Source organism: Aeromonas sp. SG16, assembly GCF_024436135.1.
GTDB lineage: Bacteria > Pseudomonadota > Gammaproteobacteria > Enterobacterales > Aeromonadaceae > Aeromonas > Aeromonas jandaei.
In genome coordinates, this window is sequence record NZ_JANFNW010000001.1 from 273,304 (window position 1) to 290,225 (window position 16,922).

Annotated in this window: 18 protein-coding genes; 11 read left to right on the forward strand and 7 right to left on the reverse strand. The window is 59.6% G+C overall.

The features are described 5' to 3' along the window. Positions 1-67 precede the first annotated feature (67 nt). The 3 genes from malF (at position 68) to NOM67_RS01335 (ending at position 3,828) form a co-directional block, all read left to right on the forward strand. Positions 68-1,720 (forward strand): maltose ABC transporter permease MalF, encoded by a 1,653-nt coding sequence (gene malF / locus NOM67_RS01325; RefSeq protein ID WP_041209356.1) that lies wholly within the window; start codon positions 68-70, stop codon positions 1,718-1,720. 12 nt (positions 1,721-1,732) lie between these two features. Beyond that, positions 1,733-2,623, forward strand: a complete 891-nt coding sequence (malG, locus tag NOM67_RS01330; RefSeq protein WP_041209357.1) for a maltose ABC transporter permease MalG — start codon at positions 1,733-1,735, stop codon at positions 2,621-2,623. A 68-nt stretch (positions 2,624-2,691) separates the two neighbouring features. Continuing rightward, on the forward strand, positions 2,692-3,828 hold the full coding sequence (locus tag NOM67_RS01335; protein WP_042029975.1) for an ABC transporter ATP-binding protein: 1,137 nt from the start codon (positions 2,692-2,694) through the stop codon (positions 3,826-3,828). A 108-nt stretch (positions 3,829-3,936) separates the two neighbouring features. Here NOM67_RS01335 and ppk2 read toward each other — a convergent pair whose 3' ends face one another. Further along, positions 3,937-4,752 carry a polyphosphate kinase 2 gene (gene ppk2 / locus NOM67_RS01340; protein ID WP_043849822.1) on the reverse strand — a complete coding sequence of 272 codons (816 nt, stop codon included), beginning with the start codon at positions 4,750-4,752 and terminating at the stop codon, positions 3,937-3,939. A gap of 114 nt (positions 4,753-4,866) precedes the next feature. Here ppk2 and NOM67_RS01345 point away from each other — a divergent pair, with 114 nt between their 5' ends. Beyond that, entirely contained in the window at positions 4,867-5,667 is an 801-nt protein-coding gene (locus NOM67_RS01345; RefSeq protein ID WP_255933223.1) for an alpha/beta fold hydrolase, read from the forward strand. A 107-nt stretch (positions 5,668-5,774) separates the two neighbouring features. Here NOM67_RS01345 and NOM67_RS01350 read toward each other — a convergent pair whose 3' ends face one another. From NOM67_RS01350 to NOM67_RS01360, 3 genes are read right to left on the reverse strand one after another with little or no spacing between them, the layout of a single operon-like run. Then, positions 5,775-6,581, reverse strand: coding sequence for a MipA/OmpV family protein (locus NOM67_RS01350; RefSeq protein ID WP_255933224.1), 807 nt, complete (start codon positions 6,579-6,581; stop codon positions 5,775-5,777). A 35-nt stretch (positions 6,582-6,616) separates the two neighbouring features. After that, on the reverse strand, positions 6,617-7,687 hold the full coding sequence (locus tag NOM67_RS01355; protein ID WP_042029968.1) for an AI-2E family transporter: 1,071 nt from the start codon (positions 7,685-7,687) through the stop codon (positions 6,617-6,619). Positions 7,688-7,712: 25 nt separating this feature from the next. Beyond that, positions 7,713-7,946, reverse strand: a complete 234-nt coding sequence (locus NOM67_RS01360) for a sulfurtransferase TusA family protein (protein ID WP_042029966.1) — start codon at positions 7,944-7,946, stop codon at positions 7,713-7,715. Between the two features lie 121 nt (positions 7,947-8,067). Here NOM67_RS01360 and NOM67_RS01365 point away from each other — a divergent pair, with 121 nt between their 5' ends. Then, entirely contained in the window at positions 8,068-9,522 is a 1,455-nt protein-coding gene (locus NOM67_RS01365; protein WP_367948931.1) for a M48 family metalloprotease, read from the forward strand. Positions 9,523-9,614: 92 nt separating this feature from the next. On the opposite strand, the gene NOM67_RS01370 is transcribed toward NOM67_RS01365, so the two are convergent. Then, entirely contained in the window at positions 9,615-10,097 is a 483-nt protein-coding gene (locus NOM67_RS01370; protein ID WP_255933225.1) for a TlpA disulfide reductase family protein, read from the reverse strand. 60 nt (positions 10,098-10,157) lie between these two features. Here NOM67_RS01370 and arsC point away from each other — a divergent pair, with 60 nt between their 5' ends. Continuing rightward, positions 10,158-10,508: an arsenate reductase (glutaredoxin) gene (arsC, locus tag NOM67_RS01375; protein ID WP_064339945.1), complete on the forward strand. Its 351-nt coding sequence runs from the start codon at positions 10,158-10,160 to the stop codon at positions 10,506-10,508. After that, the gene (locus tag NOM67_RS01380) at positions 10,505-10,888 is read left to right on the forward strand and encodes a DUF2069 domain-containing protein (protein ID WP_041209367.1); all 384 of its coding nucleotides are present in this window, start codon (positions 10,505-10,507) and stop codon (positions 10,886-10,888) included. The genes arsC and NOM67_RS01380 overlap by 4 nt, the downstream gene beginning before the upstream one ends. Before the next feature lie 54 nt (positions 10,889-10,942). Here NOM67_RS01380 and NOM67_RS01385 read toward each other — a convergent pair whose 3' ends face one another. Continuing rightward, positions 10,943-11,560 (reverse strand): ACP phosphodiesterase, encoded by a 618-nt coding sequence (locus tag NOM67_RS01385; protein ID WP_255933226.1) that lies wholly within the window; start codon positions 11,558-11,560, stop codon positions 10,943-10,945. Positions 11,561-11,723: 163 nt separating this feature from the next. On the opposite strand from NOM67_RS01385, the gene iadA reads away from it, so the two are divergent. Further along, positions 11,724-12,854, forward strand: coding sequence for a beta-aspartyl-peptidase (gene iadA, locus NOM67_RS01390; RefSeq protein WP_182927949.1), 1,131 nt, complete (start codon positions 11,724-11,726; stop codon positions 12,852-12,854). Positions 12,855-12,937: 83 nt separating this feature from the next. On the opposite strand, the gene NOM67_RS01395 is transcribed toward iadA, so the two are convergent. Further along, entirely contained in the window at positions 12,938-13,840 is a 903-nt protein-coding gene (locus tag NOM67_RS01395; RefSeq protein WP_255933227.1) for a lysine exporter LysO family protein, read from the reverse strand. Positions 13,841-14,373: 533 nt separating this feature from the next. Here NOM67_RS01395 and NOM67_RS01400 point away from each other — a divergent pair. The 3 genes from NOM67_RS01400 to NOM67_RS01410 all read left to right on the forward strand — a co-directional run bounded on the left by NOM67_RS01400 (position 14,374) and on the right by NOM67_RS01410 (position 16,920). Next, positions 14,374-15,144, forward strand: coding sequence for an ABC transporter ATP-binding protein (locus tag NOM67_RS01400; RefSeq protein ID WP_033115996.1), 771 nt, complete (start codon positions 14,374-14,376; stop codon positions 15,142-15,144). Positions 15,145-15,194: 50 nt separating this feature from the next. After that, the gene (locus NOM67_RS01405) at positions 15,195-15,968 is read left to right on the forward strand and encodes an ABC transporter substrate-binding protein (RefSeq protein ID WP_255933231.1); all 774 of its coding nucleotides are present in this window, start codon (positions 15,195-15,197) and stop codon (positions 15,966-15,968) included. 211 nt (positions 15,969-16,179) lie between these two features. Next, the gene (locus NOM67_RS01410) at positions 16,180-16,920 is read left to right on the forward strand and encodes an ABC transporter permease (protein ID WP_005352911.1); all 741 of its coding nucleotides are present in this window, start codon (positions 16,180-16,182) and stop codon (positions 16,918-16,920) included. Positions 16,921-16,922 lie beyond the last annotated feature (2 nt).

Sequence of the window (16,922 nt, forward strand, 5' to 3'; positions counted from 1 at the left end):
TACCCGGGAGGCCGCAATGGCCTCCCTCTCTCTCAAATCTCTCTTGGCGTTATAAAGGTTAATTGGCATGGAAGTAGTACCTTCTGTTGAGTCCTATGCCGGTCCGAAGGATAAGCACACCTGGCTTAAGTGGACTATCGCGGCCCTGGTCGCCATCCTCAACGGCTACGCAGCCGTGATGATGTACGCCAGTGGCGAGTGGGTATTCGCGCTGCTGGATCTGGTGGTGGTATCCGTCGGTCTGTATGTCTTCATGAACAAGAAGACCTATGCCCATCGCTACATCTTTCCGGGTGTGGCTGGCATGGTTGTATTTATCATCTTCCCTCTTGCCTACACGATTGGCATCGCCTTCACCAACTATTCAGGCACCAACTTGCTCTCCGTGGAGCAGGCTCGTGATTACCATCTGAAGAAAACCTACAAGGTGGCGGGCGGTGAATTCGATTTTACGCTGCTGGGTGGCGACAACGGCCAGTTCCAGCTGCAGCTGAACCAGGATGATCACGCCTATATCAGCCAACCCGTTACCCTGATGAACAACAAGGCCCGCGAGCTGGCCGTGAGTGAAGGGCGGGCACAGGCAACTCCTCAGGTCATCGAGCTGACGCCGGTCACTGGCGAGATCGCCAGCAAACCGGCCCCCATTCGTGCCATCGTGGATCATCGCACCCACCTGAGCGCGCTGGATCTGGTGCTGCCGGATGGTTCCACCCATCTGACCCTGAGCAGCCTGCGCAAGTTTGCCGCCCAGAAGTCCCAGTACACCCGTCTGATGGATGGCGCCGTGCTCAAATCCGGCGTGGTGATCAAAGACAGCAACCTGCTGCGCGACAACCAGAGCGGCGAGCTGATGCTGCCCAACGGCGAGACAGGTTTCTACCAGTACATCGACGATCAGGGCCAGTTTGTCGGCAAGGGCATCGCTCCGGGCTTTGTGGTCAGTGTGGGCTGGAAGAACTTCGCCCGCATCGTGACTGACCCGGGTATTCAGGCGCCGTTCCTGCAGATCTTCGTCTGGACCGTGATCTTCTCTGCCTGTTCCGTGGCGTTCACTCTGGCCATCGGTATGGTGTTGGCCTGTCTGGTGCAATGGGAATCGCTCAAGGGGCGCGGCTTCTATCGGGTCATGTTGATCCTGCCCTACGCGATTCCGGCGTTTATCTCCATCCTGGTGTTCAAGGGGTTGTTCAATCAGAACTTCGGTGAGATCAACATGTTCCTGGAAGCGGCCTTTGGCATCAAGCCGGACTGGTATACCAATCCCATGCTGGCCAAGGTGATGATCCTGATCGTCAACACCTGGCTGGGCTACCCCTACATGATGATCCTCTGCATGGGCCTGCTCAAAGCTATCCCGGAAGATCTCTATGAAGCGTCCGCCATGGACGGTGCCGGTCCGGTGCAGAACTTCTTCAAGATCACCGTGCCGCTACTGATGAAGCCGCTGACCCCGCTGTTGATTGCCTCGTTTGCCTTCAACTTCAACAACTTCGTACTTATCCAGTTGTTGACCAACGGCGCACCGGACATCATCGGCGCCAGCACTCCGGCCGGTACTACCGACCTGCTGGTGAGCTACACCTACCGGATTGCGTTCCAGGGATCGGGTGGTCAGGACTACGGTCTGGCCAGTGCCATCGCCACCGCCATCTTCCTCATCGTAGGTGCGCTGGCGCTGCTCAACCTGAAATTGTCCAAAGCCGACAAACAGCTGTAAGGAGGCTTCAACATGGCAATCGTACAACCCAAATCAGTCAAATACCGGGTGTGGGCAACCCACTTGGTCATGTGGGGCTTCCTGGCGCTGATCATCTTCCCGTTGATCATGGTTATCGCCATCTCGTTCCGTAACGGTAACTTTGCGGTAGGGGAGATCATCCCCTCCAATCCGACCCTGGATCACTGGAAACTGGCGCTGGGCATCTCCATCACCAACGCCGACGGCAGCATCACGCCGCCGCCGTTCCCGGTGCTCACCTGGTTGTGGAACTCCATCAAGATCGCCGGCATCACTGCCCTGATGATCGTGACGCTCTCCACCACCTGTGCCTACGCCTTTGCCCGTCTGCGTTTTCGTGGCAAGTCCACCATCCTGCAGGGCATGCTGATTTTCCAGATGTTCCCGGCTGTGCTGGCACTGGTGGCCATCTACGCGCTCTTTAACAAGATTGGTGATTACATCCCCTGGCTGGGTCTCAACACCCACGGTGGCCTGATCCTCGCCTACATGGGCGGTATCGCCCTGCACGTCTGGACCATCAAGGGCTACTTCGAGACCATCGACTCCTCTCTGGAGGAGGCTGCGGCCATCGACGGTGCGACTCCGTGGCAGGCATTCCGCCTGATCCTGTTGCCCCTGTCGGTGCCCATTCTGGCGGTGGTGTTCATTCTGGCCTTTATCGGTTCCATTACCGAGGTGCCCATGGCCTCCATCCTGCTGCAGGATGTGAACAATCTGACCCTGGCGGTCGGAGCCCAGCAGTACCTCTATCCGCAGAACTACCTGTGGGGTGACTTTGCCGCAGCCGCTGTGCTCTCCGGCTTCCCCATCACAGTGGTGTTCCTGCTGGCACAGCGCTGGCTGGTTGGCGGTCTGACTGCCGGTGGTGTGAAAGGTTAAGTTTATGGCCGGGGGAGCTGACTCCCCCCGCTATCACGATTTGCAAAGATTCAAGAGCGGAGCTCGTCATGGCTGAAGTAGTACTCAACAACGTTCGCAAAAATTACGACCCGGCTGTTCACAAGGACACCCTGCGCAATATCAACCTCTCCATCAAGGAGGGCGAGTTCATCGTCTTCGTCGGCCCGTCCGGCTGCGGCAAATCCACCCTGCTGCGGATGATCGCGGGTCTGGAAGACATCACCAGCGGTGAGCTGACCATCGGCGGTCGCTACATGAACGACGTTCCGCCGGTAGAGCGCAACGTGGGCATGGTGTTCCAGTCCTACGCCCTCTATCCGCACATGAACATCTACGAGAACATGGCCTTTGGTCTGAAGCTCAAGAAGATGGACAAGGAGAACATCCACAAGCGGGTGATGCGCGCCGCTGAAATTCTGGGGCTTGAACCGCTGCTGGAGCGCAAGCCCAAGGCGCTCTCCGGTGGTCAGCGCCAGCGGGTCGCCATCGGTCGCTCCATCGTGCAGCAGCCGCAGGTGTTCCTGTTTGACGAGCCGCTCTCCAACCTCGACGCCGCGCTGCGGGTCAAGATGCGGATCGAGATCGCCAAGCTGCACAAGGAGCTCAACTCCACCATCATCTACGTGACCCACGATCAGGTAGAAGCGATGACCCTGGCCGACAAGATCGTGGTGCTGAGTCCGCTCAAGGCCGATGCCGCCAGCAACCTGGAGCAGTTCGGTTCACCGCTGGATCTCTACCACAACCCGGACAACAAGTTTGTGGCTGGTTTTATCGGTTCGCCCAAGATGAACTTCCTGGCCGCCGAGCTGATGGAGATTGGCGAACAGGAGTGCGTGGTCAAGCTCTCTACCGGCGACAGCGTGCGGGTGCGGGTCGATGCCCGTCGTGGTGCGGTGGGTGACAAGGTTGAGCTGGGCATCCGCCCGGAGCATCTGGTGCCGCTGAGCCACGCTCATGCCGACAGCAAGCTGAGCGGCGTGGTGCAGGTGGCCGAGCATCTGGGTGCCGAATCATTCGTCTATATGGATGTGGATGGTCACGACTTTACCGTCAAGACCACCTCGGATGTGGATGTGGCGACCGGTCAGAGCTACAGCGTGGGTATTCCGGCTGAAGCCTGCTATCTGTTCGATGCCAAGGAGCAGGCGTTCCCGCGTACCGCCAAGTACATCCGTACCTGATCGCGGTTTGGTGCAAGTTTTCCGTATCTTCAATGCCTTTTTGCCGGTCTTGCGACCGGCTTTTTATTGCCTGCCGTTTGGCTAAACCGGCAGGCGCGGTAGCTGGGCTTAGCCCTCGAGATCGGCAGTTATATCGGGAACAAAGGTCTGGCTGGTCAGGGGGGGGCGCTCGTACCCTTCGGTCTTGATCGGGGGGAGCTTGATGGGTTCGTAGTGGATCGCCTCGTAGGGCACCTTGCCCAGCAGATGGGCGATGCAGTTGAGGCGGGCACGGCGCTTGTCGTCCGCCTCCACCACGAACCAGGGGCTGTCCTGGGTGTCGGTGTAGGTGAACATGTCATCCTTGGCTCGGGAGTATTCGACCCAGCGCGAGCGGGACTGCAGATCCATCGGGCTGAACTTCCAGCGCTTGATGGGAGTGTTGATCCGCTCCTTGAAGCGCTTCTCCTGCTCCTCATCAGAGACCGAGAACCAGTATTTGATCAGGGTGATGCCGGAGCGGATCAGCATCCGCTCGAACTCGGGGCAGGCGCGCAGAAACTCGCGATACTCGGCGTCGCTGCAAAAGCCCATCACCCGCTCGACCCCGGCGCGGTTGTACCAGGAGCGGTCAAACAGCACCATCTCGCCAGCTGCGGGCAGGTGGGCGACATAGCGCTGAAAGTACCACTGGGAGCGCTCGCGGTCCGAGGGGGCGGGCAGCGCCGTCACCCGGCAGACCCGGGGGTTGAGGGGCTCGGTGATCGCCTTGATGACGCCCCCCTTGCCGGCAGCGTCCCGTCCCTCGAACAGCACTACCACCTTGAGCCCCTCCTGCTTGACCCACTCCTGCAGCTTGACCAGCTCCTCCTGCAGGTGGGCGAGGTGGTGTTCATAACATTTTTTGTCCAGACGTGGCCGCTTCTTGCTCTTGTCCTTCGGCATCTTCTTCTCCTCTTTGAGTCCCTTCTTGCCGTCACTTCAGCTTGCACCAGGGAGAGTCGACTGCCAAGGGGGACGTGATACACTGCCCGCCCATCGCTGGCAACAGGAGATAACATGAAGCATTTTATGGAGATAGCGGGCCGCCGGATGGCCTATCTGGATGAAGGGCAAGGGCCGGTGCTGCTGTTTGGCCATAGCTATCTGTGGGACAGCGCCATGTGGGCGCCGCAAATCGAGGCGCTCAAGGGCAGCTATCGCTGCATCGTTCCCGAGCTGTGGGGCCACGGCGATTCCGATCTGCTTCCGGAAGGCGCCTGCACGCTGGCAACCCTGGCGCGCGATCATCTGGCGCTGCTCGATGCTCTCGGGGTCGACGAGTTCGTGCTGGTGGGCCTCTCCATCGGCGGCATGTGGGGTGTGGAGCTGGCGCGCATGGCCCCAGCTCGCCTCAAGGGGCTGGTGCTGATGGACAGCTTCGTTGGCCTCGAGCCGCAGATCACCTGCGAGCGCTACCTCGGCATGCTGGCGATGATCGAGCAGCTTGGCACCGTGCCGGCGCCTATCGTCGAACAGGTGGCGCCGCTCTTTTTTGCCAATCAGCCTGATGATGCGCTGATGAGCGGTTTCAAGGCGCGCCTTGCCGCCTGGCCAAAGGATAAGATTGCCGCCATGGTCGCGGTGGGCCGCAGCTTTGTGACCCGCGAGGATCGCATCGAGTGGCTGGAGGAGATCACCACTCCTGCCTTGGTGATGACCGGCTGCGAGGACAAGGCGCGCCCGGTGCTGGAGGGCTATCTGATGGCCGAGGTACTGGGTTGCCCGTTCAGGGAGATCCCGGCAGCCGGCCACATCTCGTCGCTGGAAAATCCGGCCTTCGTCAATCAGCAACTGAGCGAATTTCTGGCAGCGCTATGAGCCTGAATGGGCAACCTGAACAGGCGGTACTAGCAGCCTGACGATGGTCGTGAAAAAGGGAGCCGAAGGCTCCCTTTTGTTTGTTCGTATCTCACGGCTCATCAACGTTACCAGATATAGCCCAAGGCAAATCCCGCATAGAGTTCGCCGTCGTGCTGGACGATGGGGCTGTTTTTGATGTCCCGATCATACAATTCGTAGTTCATGGCAAACATGCCAATCCAGTTGGGGCTGAAGCGGTAGCTGGTGATGAGAGCCGCCATGGGGGAGAGGGTTGACCCTGTATCCCAGGCTGGTCGCTGGGCGGTGGCCTCGCTCTCGGAGATGCCGCCGAAGTAGTAGTTGGCCATCTTGTCGCTGCGCAGCATCACCCCCATCCCCGGCATGATGAGCAGGTTGTCGCGCTGGATGGGGAAGTCGGCCCACAGCAGCAGCTCCTGACCCTTGCTGCGGCCGGTGATATCGCTGTTGGCCCGCACGGTCAGCAGGGCGTAGGGGGTGATGATGTTGCCACCGATCCCGCCTTCCAGCTGCCATTTGCGCCGTTCCATGCCGCTGAAGGCGGGAGAATCATCGGGATCCAGATTGCCAAAACGCACCCGGCCATAGCCATACAGGGCTACGTTCTCATCTTTGTAGAAGTAGTAGCGCGCCCGATCGCCGAGAAACATGAACTGCTTGCCGAAGTAGATAAAGCCAGGGATAGCGTAGGTGGCATTATCCTGCGCCTCATAGCGGGCTTGTCCCCCGATGAGCGCCGCACCGGCGACAAAGCCTTGTGGCACCGGACTGGTTGGGCTGTCGCTGGTGAGCAGATCCATGGAGCCAAGGTCGATATCGGCGCGGGCGGGCAGGGCGGCAGCGAGGAGCAGGGTCGTCAGCCCTGCCGCTCTGATTTGACGAAAAAAGGTCATGGACACTCCGTTGTCACGATTGCATGGGAAGTGGGTTATTTTGCGGCGCTCGGCAGATCTTCGCGTTTTGGCCAGGCATTGATCACCGCCTTGACCAGGGTGGCGAGGGGAATGGCGAAGAAGACCCCCCAGAATCCCCACAATCCGCCAAAGACCAGCACGGCGATGATGATGGCGACCGGATGGAGGTTGACCGCCTCCGAGAAGAGCACCGGTACCAGCAGGTTGCCATCGAGGGCCTGAATGACCAGATAGGCCACCATCAGCCAGGCGAACTCCGGGGTGAGGCCCCACTGGAACAGGGCGACCATGGCAACCGGTACCGTCACCACGGCGGCGCCTATGTAGGGGATCAGCACCGAGAAGCCGACCGCGACCGCCAGCAGCACCGAGTAGCGCAGCCCCATCAGGGCGAAGGGGACATAGGTGGCAATGCCGACGATCAGGATCTCGATCACCTTGCCGCGGATGTAGTTGATGATCTGGTTGTTCATCTCGACCCACACCCGGTTGACCAGGGTGCGGTTGCGCGGCAGGAAGCGGCGCAGGCTGCCCATCAAGACCCGCTTGTCCTTGAGCATGAAGAAGACCATCAGCGGCACCAGGATCAGGTAGATCATGATGGCCACCACGTTCACCAGCGAGCTGAGCGAGGCGCTCACCAAATGCTCGCCGCCACTGAGAATGCGCTGGCGGATATTGTCGATGACGGTTTCTACCAGGCTGACGTCGATAAGCTCGGGATAGCGGTCGGGCAGGGTGCGGACATAATCCTGAGCGTGAGTCAGCATGGCCGGTGCCTCTTTGGCCAGATTGATCCCCTGACTGACCAGGGTCGGGATAAGGCCCAAGAGGGCAGCGACCGCTACCGTAATAAAGAGGATCAGAATGACGCTGGTAGCCAGGGTGCGCGACAGCCCCGCCTTTTGCAGCCGGGCCACCGGCCACTCCAGCAGATAGGCCATCACCAGCGCCACCAGCAGGGGGGCCAGCAGATCGCCAAACAGCCAGATGATGGCAAAGCAGAAGACCAGCAACAGGAAGAGGGTAACGGCATCGGGATCGGAGAACCGGGTCTGATACCAGCGCTTCAAGACTTCTAACATGACTGCATCCTTACACGACAGGGGCTCAAGATGGCTGTGTCGCCCCGACAACCAGCTGCAAAGAGAGGGTATTATCCGGCTCCGGAGTGAGAATTACCCCGTGGCCGAGACGCTGCAGATAGGCCGGAATATCCTGCCGTGAGCCCGCATCGGCCAGTCGTATGGTCACGGTTTGACCGGTTTTGGCCTCCCGCAACCAGAGCTTGAGCCGGATCAGCGGCTCGGGACAGCGCCAGGGGGTCAGGTCGAGATATTCCATGGGGGCTCCATCACGCAGATGGCCGCTATTATGGCCGTGATAAGAGCATGAAACAACGCTTGTAGCCCTTGATGGGCAAGGGTATTCTGCCGAGGCCCTTTCTGATGGAGATAGAGATAACGTGGCACGCTTTTCCCCCCTGATGGCATCACTTCCCCTGCTGGCTTCCCTGATGGGCGCCACGTTTCATGCCGAGGCGAACAATCAGCTTCCCGACATAGGCACCGCCGGGGTCTCGGCCCTGCCCATCGAGCAGGAGGTACGCTACGGCAACGCCTTCATGCGCTTTGCCCGTGCCGGCTTGCCGATCATCGATGATCCCGTATTGAGCCAATATATCGACGATCTGGGGCAGCGCCTGCTCTCCAACGCCGATGGGGTGCGTTTCCCGTTTACCTTCTTCCTCATCAATGATCCCAGCATCAACGCGGCCGCCTTCCTTGGCGGGCGGGTCAAGGTGCACACCGGCCTGTTTCTCTACGCCGACAGCGAGAGCGAGCTCGCCTCGGTACTGGCCCACGAAATCACCCACGTGACCCAGCGCCACATCGCCCGCTATATGGAAGCACAGGCAAGCAGCTCGGCGGTGACCCTGGCCGGTCTGGTGGGCTCCATTGCGCTGGCGGTGATCAACCCGACCGCCGGTATTGCCGCGTTGCAGACCACGCTGGGCCTCTCCATGCAGTCTGCCATCAACTACACCCGCGACAACGAATACGAAGCGGACCGGATCGGCATGAAGACCCTCTACGATGCCGGTTTCGATCCCATGGGTATGGCCAACTTCTTCCAGAAACTGGCTGCCGAGTATCGTTATGCCAGCAAGCCGCCAGAAATGCTGCTGACTCACCCGCTGCCGGAGACCCGGATCAGCGAGGCCCGTGCCCGGGCGAGCAGCTATGGCCGCCGCGACTTGCCGCCGAGCCTCGACTTCTGGTTGGCCAAGGTGCGCATTCAGGTGCGCTATGGTACCGATACCCCGCAGGGGATGCTGAGTTACTTCGATAGCCGGATCCAGAAAGGGGATTATCCGCTCAAGGATGCCGCCATATACGGCAAGGCGTTGGCGCTGATCCAGCTCAAACGCACCGACGAAGCGGACACGCTGATGAAGGAGCTGGCCACCCGTCACCCGGAAGATCTCTTTATCGTCGATGCCCAGACCGACATCGACCTGGCCAAGGGACGCAGTGCCCAGGCCATCGCGCGCCTCGAGAAGTTCCGCAGCCAGATGCCGGACAACGAGGTGGTGGTGGTCAACCTTGGCAACGCCTATCTCGAAAGCGGCAACTACAAGAAGTCCATCGCCATCCTCGATCCCTATGCCCGCGCGCATGAGGAGAACAATCTGGCCTGGAACCTGCTCTCCGACGCCTATCGCAAGGCGGGCAGAATGACCGAGCTGCACATGGCGCGGGCTGAAATCCTCTCTCTGCGCGGTGATTATCAGGCGGCCATCGACGAGCTGATCGTGGCGCGTGGCACCACTAGTGACCGGATGACTCTGGCCCGACTGGAGGCGCGTATCACCGAGCTGGAGCGGGCCAAGAAGGATCTCGACAGCCTCAAGGGTTGACGAGAGGTTATTGCCAACAACAAGGGCGCACTCTGGTGCGCCCTTGTTGTTTATGGTGAGTCAGAGAAACAGCTTTGAGCACTGTGGGCCGCTCAGTTGCCCGGATGCCTGATGGATACCTTGAGGGCGTCGATCTGCGATTGACCCAGTTCACCAACCAGCGTCTGCTTGAGTTTGCCCTCACTATCGAGCAGGTAGCTGGTAGGGAGCCCGCTTGGGCGAGGGAAGGGGAGCCCGGCATCCTCATTGGCAATGAGGAGCGGCACCTTGATGTGGTACTGGGCGGCCAGCTTGTCCAGCTCTGCCGGGGTGATCGGGTCGTAGTTGATCGCCACCACGGCGATCTCTCCTTCGGTAGACAGCGCGTTTAGGTGCGGCATCTCTCGCAGGCAGGGGGCGCACCAGGGGGCGAAGTAGTTGACCAAGAGCGGCTTGCCGGCAAAGTGGTCAAGGGCCACCGTATGCCCCGCCGTGTCGGTAAATTCGGGGGCGGGCGTGCAGGCGCCCAGCATGCCAGCCACAATCAGCCAACAAATTCGTTTCAATTCCTTTCCACTGCCGCTTACCCTGACCATCACTTTCCCCTACAATAGCGCCGTTTCTTGTCCCATCTTGCGATTAATCAGGGAGTTACCATGAGCGAGACCCAAATCTACCACAATCCGCGCTGCTCGAAGAGCCGTGAAACCCTGGCGCTGCTTGAACAGCACGGGATCGCCCCTGATGTAGTGCTCTATCTGGAGCAGGCCCCGAGTGAAGAGGAGATCCGCAAGCTGCTGACTCTGCTCGGCTTTAGCGACCCGCGCCAGCTGATGCGCACCAAGGAAGATCTCTACAAGGAGCTGGGCCTCGGCGAAGTGAATGGCGACGACTTGATCCGTGCCATGCACCAGCATCCCAAGCTGATCGAGCGCCCCATCGTCATCAAGAATGGTAAGGCCCGCATTGGTCGTCCGCCGGAGCTGGTGCTGGAGATCCTCAAGTGAGCACCCGCTTTGCTCGTCTGCTGACTCTGGTCGGCTTCTTTGGTCTGCTGGGCTGGGTCATCCTCTGGCATCTGTGGCTCTCGCCCCATCCCGACCTCAACCCCTGGCTGTTGCCGGTGATCTGGACGGTGCCGCTGCTCTTCCCCCTCAAGGGGATAGTGCAGGGCAACCCCTATACCCATGCCTGGGGCAACTTCGTGCTGATGCCCTACTTCCTCCACGCCCTGACCCTGATCACCACGGATGAGGGGGAGCGGTGGCTGGCGGTGGTGGAGCTGCTGTTCACCACCCTCGCGTTTGTCGGCACCATCTACTACGCCCGTCTGCGTGGCCGCGAACTGGGCCTCAGCATTCGCAAGAAGAAAGACGAAGCCAGGTAATGTAAGAAGTAACGTGAAGCTACGTAATGAAGAACGCCCCGCAAGGGGCGTTTTTTATGGCGGTGATACCAGACCCGAATCTGCCCGGAGCAGGGCCAGCTGCTGCACGCTGTGATGCATCAGTTGCGGGTAGAAGCGCAGAAATCCTGCTTCGCCCCCTTGCCATTGAGCCGCATCGAGGGTGAGCAGTGCATCGCCGAGTGGCATCGGGCGGCGTAGCCGGCGGCCAATACCATTGAGGGCCTGCGCCAGCCCCTCTTTGCGCTGATAGGAGGCGATCCAGTTCTGCTCGGCCATCCGCTTGAGGGGGAGCGGCAACCCCTCTGGCAAGACGTGGTGATCAGCCAGCAACTGGCCATAGCTCTGCGCGAGAAAGCGGGGCAGGGGGTCTGCGCTGAACGCTTGCCAGTGCTGGCTCAACCAGTGGTCGTAGAGCATATCCACCACTATGCCGCCAAAGCGGCGCCAGGGGGCCTTGAAACAGGTAACGGCCGCCTTGTGCTCGGGATGGCTATCGGTGAAGGCATCGATTTTGCGGTGCAGCCAGATCCCCTCGTCAAACGGTGCGGCAAGGCCCGTTGGCAGCGAGCCTTTGACAAAATCACCGAGCAGGTTGCCGGTGAGGGAGCTTCCGGTGTGGGCGGCCAGATGAAGGTGAGCCAGAAAGTTCATGATGAAAGCGGGGCCTGCGAACGGATAGTGCCGCTGAGAGTAGCGGATCTTCCATCTCTCATGAAAGTCTTGTTCAGGAAGTGCTTTCACCGGCGCGCCAATAGTGGGTAAATAGTCCATCTGCCTGATGGCATGTCACGGGATTGAGCGAGGAGTAACCATGATGTTGACCCTGATCGAGGGGGCCGAAATTTTCAGCCCCGCCTACCTTGGCCAGCAGGATCTGCTGGTGGCGGATGGCCGCATCGCCTGGATGGGCAAGGGAATGAGCGTGCCCGCCGACTGGCCACTGGTGCGCGTCGATGGACGGGGTCACTATCTGGTGCCCGGCATGGTGGATCCGCTGGCCCATATCACGGGAGGCGGTGGTGAGGGGGGCTTTGCCTTTCGTACCCCTGAACTGGCCGCGAGCGAGGCGCTCAAGGCCGGAGTGACCACGCTGGTGGCGGCACTTGGTACCGACAGTCTGACCCGCTCGCCGGCTCAGGTGCTCGGCAAGGTGCGTGAGTTTCGCGCCGCCGGCGTGAGCGCCTTCATGTATACCGGCTCCTACCATCTGCCAGTCAAGAGCATCACCGGCACGGTGGAGTCAGACATCATCCTGATCCCTGAAGTGCTGGGGGTGGGGGAGGTGGCCATCAGCGACCACAGATCCAGCGCGCCAACCCACGATGAGCTGGCCCGTCTGGTGAGCGAGGCACGGGTGGCCGGGTTGCTCGCGGGCAAGAGCGGGGTCAGCTTCTTCCATCTGGGCGATGGTCAGGGCGCACTGGCGCCACTACGGGCGCTGCGTGACAAGACCGATATACCGCTGCGCCAGCTCTATCCAACCCACTGCAACCGCAATCCCTGGCTCTTCGCCGAGGCGATTGAGTGGGGCAAGGCGGGAGGCTGGGTCGATCTCACTACTTCCAGCTTTCCCGATCTGGTCGAGGATGGCGAGCGGCTGGCGGCCGATGCGCTGGTGGAGCTGTTGGCCGCCAACGTACCGGCCGATCGCATCAGCTTCAGCTCGGATGCCAACGCCAGTCTGCCGCGCTTTGATGGCGAGGGACGCCTTATCGAGATGCGCTGCGGCCAGATTGCCAGCCTGTGGCAGGAGTGCGTTCGAGCCTGCCAGCTTGGGGTGCCGCTCGAGGTGGCGCTGGCGGTCGTGAGCGCCAACCCGGCGCAGGCGCTGGGGCTTGGCGGCAAGGGGCGGATCGGGGTCGGTCAGGATGCTGACTTGCTGTTGATCAAGTCAGCGTCGCTCGCCATCACTAAGGTGATGAGCGGCGGTCAGTGGCGTAGCTAAGCTCTTGGCGTTTTATTGCGCGTATCGATTTCCAAACAAAAGGCCCGACAACTGTGTCGGGCTTTTTGCTGGGAAGAGGCAGCCTAGATAGCCAGAAAGCCGAGGATCAGGATGGGGCCGAGCAGACTCAGGATAAAGCCGGAGACAATAGCCACCGGCACGACGGTGATGCCGCCTGACTTCTGAATGACCGGCAGGGTGAAGTCGAGGGCGGTGGCGCCGCCATAACCGATAGCCGCGGAGGGGTGACGCCGCATCAGGATCGGAATGATCAGGATGGCGATAAGCTCGCGTCCCAGATCGTTGATAAAGGCGGCAGAGCCCAGCACTGGTCCCAGCTTGTCGGCCACCAGAATGCCGGAGAGCGAGTACCAGCCGAAACTCGATCCCAGCGCCAGTCCGTGAGCCAGGGGCATGTCCAGCAACTGGGCCGCCAGCAGGCTGCCGAGCCAGCTGCTGACAATGACGGTGGCGGCGATCTTCATTCCCCAGGGGTTGAGCAGGATCTGGCGCAGCCGCATGCCGGAGTTGCGCATCTGCACCCCGACCAGAAAGAGCAGCAGCATCAGCGCCCACTCGCTCCACTTGTCGATGGGCAGGGCGCGCAGATCTACCAGCAGACCCAGCAGCACACCGCCCAGTACCACAAAGCAGAGCTGCAGCGACTCCCACAGGAGATGGAGCTTGCTCGGCATTTTGGCATCGCTGGCGGCATGGGTCGGCGGCGAGCGCTTGTCGAGCCACCAGAGGGCCAGCAGGTTGCAGAGGGTAATGGCGCCGAGCATGACCCCGGCCACTTTGAAGATGACGGCGAGGTTGCTGCCAAGGTTCTCCACATAGGCAAGCCCCAGCCCCATCAGAAAGAGAATGAGGTAGACCATTTTGCCCAGCCCCTGATTGACCAGCTTGATCAATCGGGCGGAGGAGAGGGGAACCAGATAGCCGATCACCAGTGGCAACAGGATCAGCAAGACATTGAGCAACATCGGGGCCTCGATCACAAAAACTGATAAAAATCCCACCTTATCATTACTTATTGGCTCTGTGTCACATTTCTCTCGCTTTCCATGGGGTTTCGGGGCCATTTATTAGGGAGTTGTTACTTTTCAGCTTGATGTGGGGTGTGCGAAGGGGAACGCAGCTTCCTGACAAGGGGCCAATAAAATCAGTTTGATCCATTTGCTCCAGCCAGAATCTGCATGGGGAGTGGTTGCATAAAGCCATTTTGGAGTCGTTACGGACTGAATGTGGTTTTTCTCTTGCCACGTCCATGATTGGGGTATAAAAAGGCGGTATTCCAAATGCCGATGAAACGGCTGTTTATGCAAACAAAGTGCTGAAAAATACGTGATAGTCGAATAAAAATAGAGCGATTAACCAGGATCCCCGCGTTCCATATTGTTTTTTCACTATCCGGGTGATATTTTCGCTGAAGGTTACCATCGGTTAAATTTTTGTTAAGTTGGCGATGGTGGAGTCACGCCCCTGCGGCGTCTAGGGACAGACAAGGTTGTAATGGATGAGCGACGTTGCCGCACTGGAAGTACGTGATCTGCACAAATATTTTGGCACCCACGAAGTGCTCAAGGGCATTGACATGACTGCCCACAAGGGGGATGTCATCTCCCTTATCGGTTCCTCGGGTTCGGGGAAGTCGACTTTTCTGCGCTGTATCAATCTGTTGGAAACCCCCTCATCCGGCAGCGTCTCCCTCCATGGCGAATTGATCCGGATGAAAACCAGTCGCTCCGGCGAACGGTTGCCGGAGGATATGCGTCAGGTGGAGCGCATTCGCAGCCGGTTGGCGATGGTTTTCCAAAGCTTCAATCTCTGGTCGCACATGACCATCATGCAGAACATCATCGAAGTGCCGATCCAGGTGCTCAAGGTGCCCCGTGCCGAGGCGATCGCCAAGGCGGAGCAGCTGCTCAACCGAGTTGGACTCTGGGAACGGCGTGACTACTACCCGGGTCACCTCTCCGGCGGTCAGCAGCAGCGTGCCGCCATCGCCCGTGCGCTGGCGGTGGAGCCCGAGGTGATGCTTTTTGATGAACCCACTTCGGCGCTCGATCCCGAGCTGGTGGGAGAAGTTCTCGGCCTGATGCGCGAGCTGGCCGAAGAGGGGCGTACCATGCTGGTGGTGACCCACGAGATGTCATTTGCCCGCGATGTATCGAACAAGGTGATGTTCCTGCATCAGGGAAGAGTGGAGGAGGAGGGCAACCCCAAGGAGATTTTTGCCCATCCCAAATCCGAGCGGTTCAAACAATTCATCTCCTCCATCTATTGATGGCCGGAGCCCGGATTTACACGATCGACTGTTTTATCAAGGAGAGATACATGAACAAGCTGATGCTGGCGACTACCGTGATTGCTGCCCTCTCTTCCGGCAGCCTGATGGCCAAGGAGTGGAAAGAGGTGCGTATCGGGGTTGAGGGTGCCTATCCCCCCTTCTCCTGGACCGAGCCCAATGGCGAGGTAAAAGGGTTTGATATCGACATCGCCAATGCCCTGTGCGAAGAGATGAAAGTGAAGTGCACCCTGGTCAAGCAGGATTGGGACGGCATCATTCCGGCGCTGCTGTCGCGCAAGTTTGACGCCATCATCGCCACCATGGACATCACAGAAGAGCGCAAGAAGAAGGTGGACTTCACCCAGAAGTACCAGCACATTCCGGCCCGCTTCGCCGCCAAGAAGGGCACTGATGTGCAGCTCGACAAAGCCTTTATGGAAGGCAAGTCCGTCGCGGTGCAGCGTGCGACCTCCATGGATACCTTTATTACCGACAACTTCCCCAATGCCACCATCAAGCGTTACGGCACCGCCGATGAAGCCTATCTCGATCTGAAATCCGGTCGTGTGGACTATGTGCTGGCCGACTCTGCCGCCATCACCGACGGTCTGCTGAAGAAAGAGGGCGGTGATGCCTTTGAATTCGTCGGCCCGAAACTGACCGATCCCAAGTGGTTTGGCGAGGGTGCCGGTATTGCGGTGCGCAAGGCTGACAAGGATCTGAAAGAGAAATTCAACGCTGCTATTCTGGCGCTGCGTGCCAACGGCAAGTACAAGGAAATCAACGACAAGTACTTCGAGTTCGACGTTTACGGAGAGTAAAACAAAGAGACGTTTACGGCGAGTAAGTCCAAAGACGTCTACGGCAAGTAACGACAGGTTGATCCCGTCAGTAGTCATCGGGCCCGTCACCTCCCTGAGGGAGTTTACGGGCCCGCATTGATTGCAATGGAGCTGCACATATTTCATTCGGACTGCTATGGAGCCTTCTGGTTAGCAGGTGCGTGAAGATTCAGTGGCGATGGAGCTGCATATGTTTGATTTGAAAGGATACGAAGCCTCGCTGCTGGAGGGCGCCTGGGTCACCCTGGAAGTGGCGCTGGCCTCCCTGCTGCTGGCGTTGCTGCTGGGGATGCTGGGGGCGCTGGCCAAACTCTCTCCCTACAAGTGGGCCCGGGCCATCGCCACCGGCTACACCACCATTATTCGCGGTATCCCCGATCTGGTGCTGATGATGCTGCTCTTCTTTGGCGGCCAGGTGCTGATCAACGGCATCTGCACCTGGGTCAACGAGACTTACAACAGCTGGTTACTGGAGAGTAATCCCAATCAGGAGTGGGTCTCCCTGCTCCCGGACTATATCGACATCAGCCCCTTTGTGGCCGGTGTCGCGACCATCGGTTTTATCTTCGGCGCCTACATGACCGAGACCTTTCGCGGCGCCATTCTGGCAGTGGACAAAGGTGAGCTGGAGGCAGCCCGGGCCTTTGGCATGCGGGCAACCCAGGTGTTTGTGCGGATCCTCTTCCCCCAGATGATGCGCCACGCGCTGCCGGGGTTTGGCAACAACTGGCTGGTGCTGCTGAAAACCACCGCGCTGGTCTCCATCATCGGCCTCGATGACATGGTGCGCAAAGCCTCGTTGGCGGCGGGCTCGACCCAGCAACCCTTCACCTTCTACATGGCGGTGGCGTTGATCTTCCTGATCTTCACCGCAGTCTCCACCTCGGCGCTCAAGTGGGCCGAGCGTCATTACGCCATCAAGACGAGGTAAGC

Excerpts from the sequence above, each read along its gene's own strand:
- NOM67_RS01410 (WP_005352911.1), top strand. The coding sequence starts at position 16,180 with ATGTTTGATTTGAAAGGATACGAAGCCTCGCTGCTGGAGGGCGCCTGG.
- NOM67_RS01400 (WP_033115996.1), top strand. The coding sequence starts at position 14,374 with ATGAGCGACGTTGCCGCACTGGAAGTACGTGATCTGCACAAATATTTT.
- NOM67_RS01345 (WP_255933223.1), top strand. The coding sequence starts at position 4,867 with ATGAAGCATTTTATGGAGATAGCGGGCCGCCGGATGGCCTATCTGGAT.
- NOM67_RS01385 (WP_255933226.1), bottom strand. The coding sequence starts at position 11,560 with ATGAACTTTCTGGCTCACCTTCATCTGGCCGCCCACACCGGAAGCTCC.
- NOM67_RS01405 (WP_255933231.1), top strand. The coding sequence starts at position 15,195 with ATGAACAAGCTGATGCTGGCGACTACCGTGATTGCTGCCCTCTCTTCC.
- iadA (WP_182927949.1), top strand. The coding sequence starts at position 11,724 with ATGTTGACCCTGATCGAGGGGGCCGAAATTTTCAGCCCCGCCTACCTT.
- NOM67_RS01335 (WP_042029975.1), top strand. The coding sequence starts at position 2,692 with ATGGCTGAAGTAGTACTCAACAACGTTCGCAAAAATTACGACCCGGCT.
- malF (WP_041209356.1), top strand. The coding sequence starts at position 68 with ATGGAAGTAGTACCTTCTGTTGAGTCCTATGCCGGTCCGAAGGATAAG.
- NOM67_RS01355 (WP_042029968.1), bottom strand. The coding sequence starts at position 7,687 with ATGTTAGAAGTCTTGAAGCGCTGGTATCAGACCCGGTTCTCCGATCCC.
- NOM67_RS01350 (WP_255933224.1), bottom strand. The coding sequence starts at position 6,581 with ATGACCTTTTTTCGTCAAATCAGAGCGGCAGGGCTGACGACCCTGCTC.
- arsC (WP_064339945.1), top strand. The coding sequence starts at position 10,158 with ATGAGCGAGACCCAAATCTACCACAATCCGCGCTGCTCGAAGAGCCGT.
- NOM67_RS01395 (WP_255933227.1), bottom strand. The coding sequence starts at position 13,840 with ATGTTGCTCAATGTCTTGCTGATCCTGTTGCCACTGGTGATCGGCTAT.
- ppk2 (WP_043849822.1), bottom strand. The coding sequence starts at position 4,752 with ATGCCGAAGGACAAGAGCAAGAAGCGGCCACGTCTGGACAAAAAATGT.
- NOM67_RS01360 (WP_042029966.1), bottom strand. The coding sequence starts at position 7,946 with ATGGAATATCTCGACCTGACCCCCTGGCGCTGTCCCGAGCCGCTGATC.
- malG (WP_041209357.1), top strand. The coding sequence starts at position 1,733 with ATGGCAATCGTACAACCCAAATCAGTCAAATACCGGGTGTGGGCAACC.
- NOM67_RS01370 (WP_255933225.1), bottom strand. The coding sequence starts at position 10,097 with ATGGTCAGGGTAAGCGGCAGTGGAAAGGAATTGAAACGAATTTGTTGG.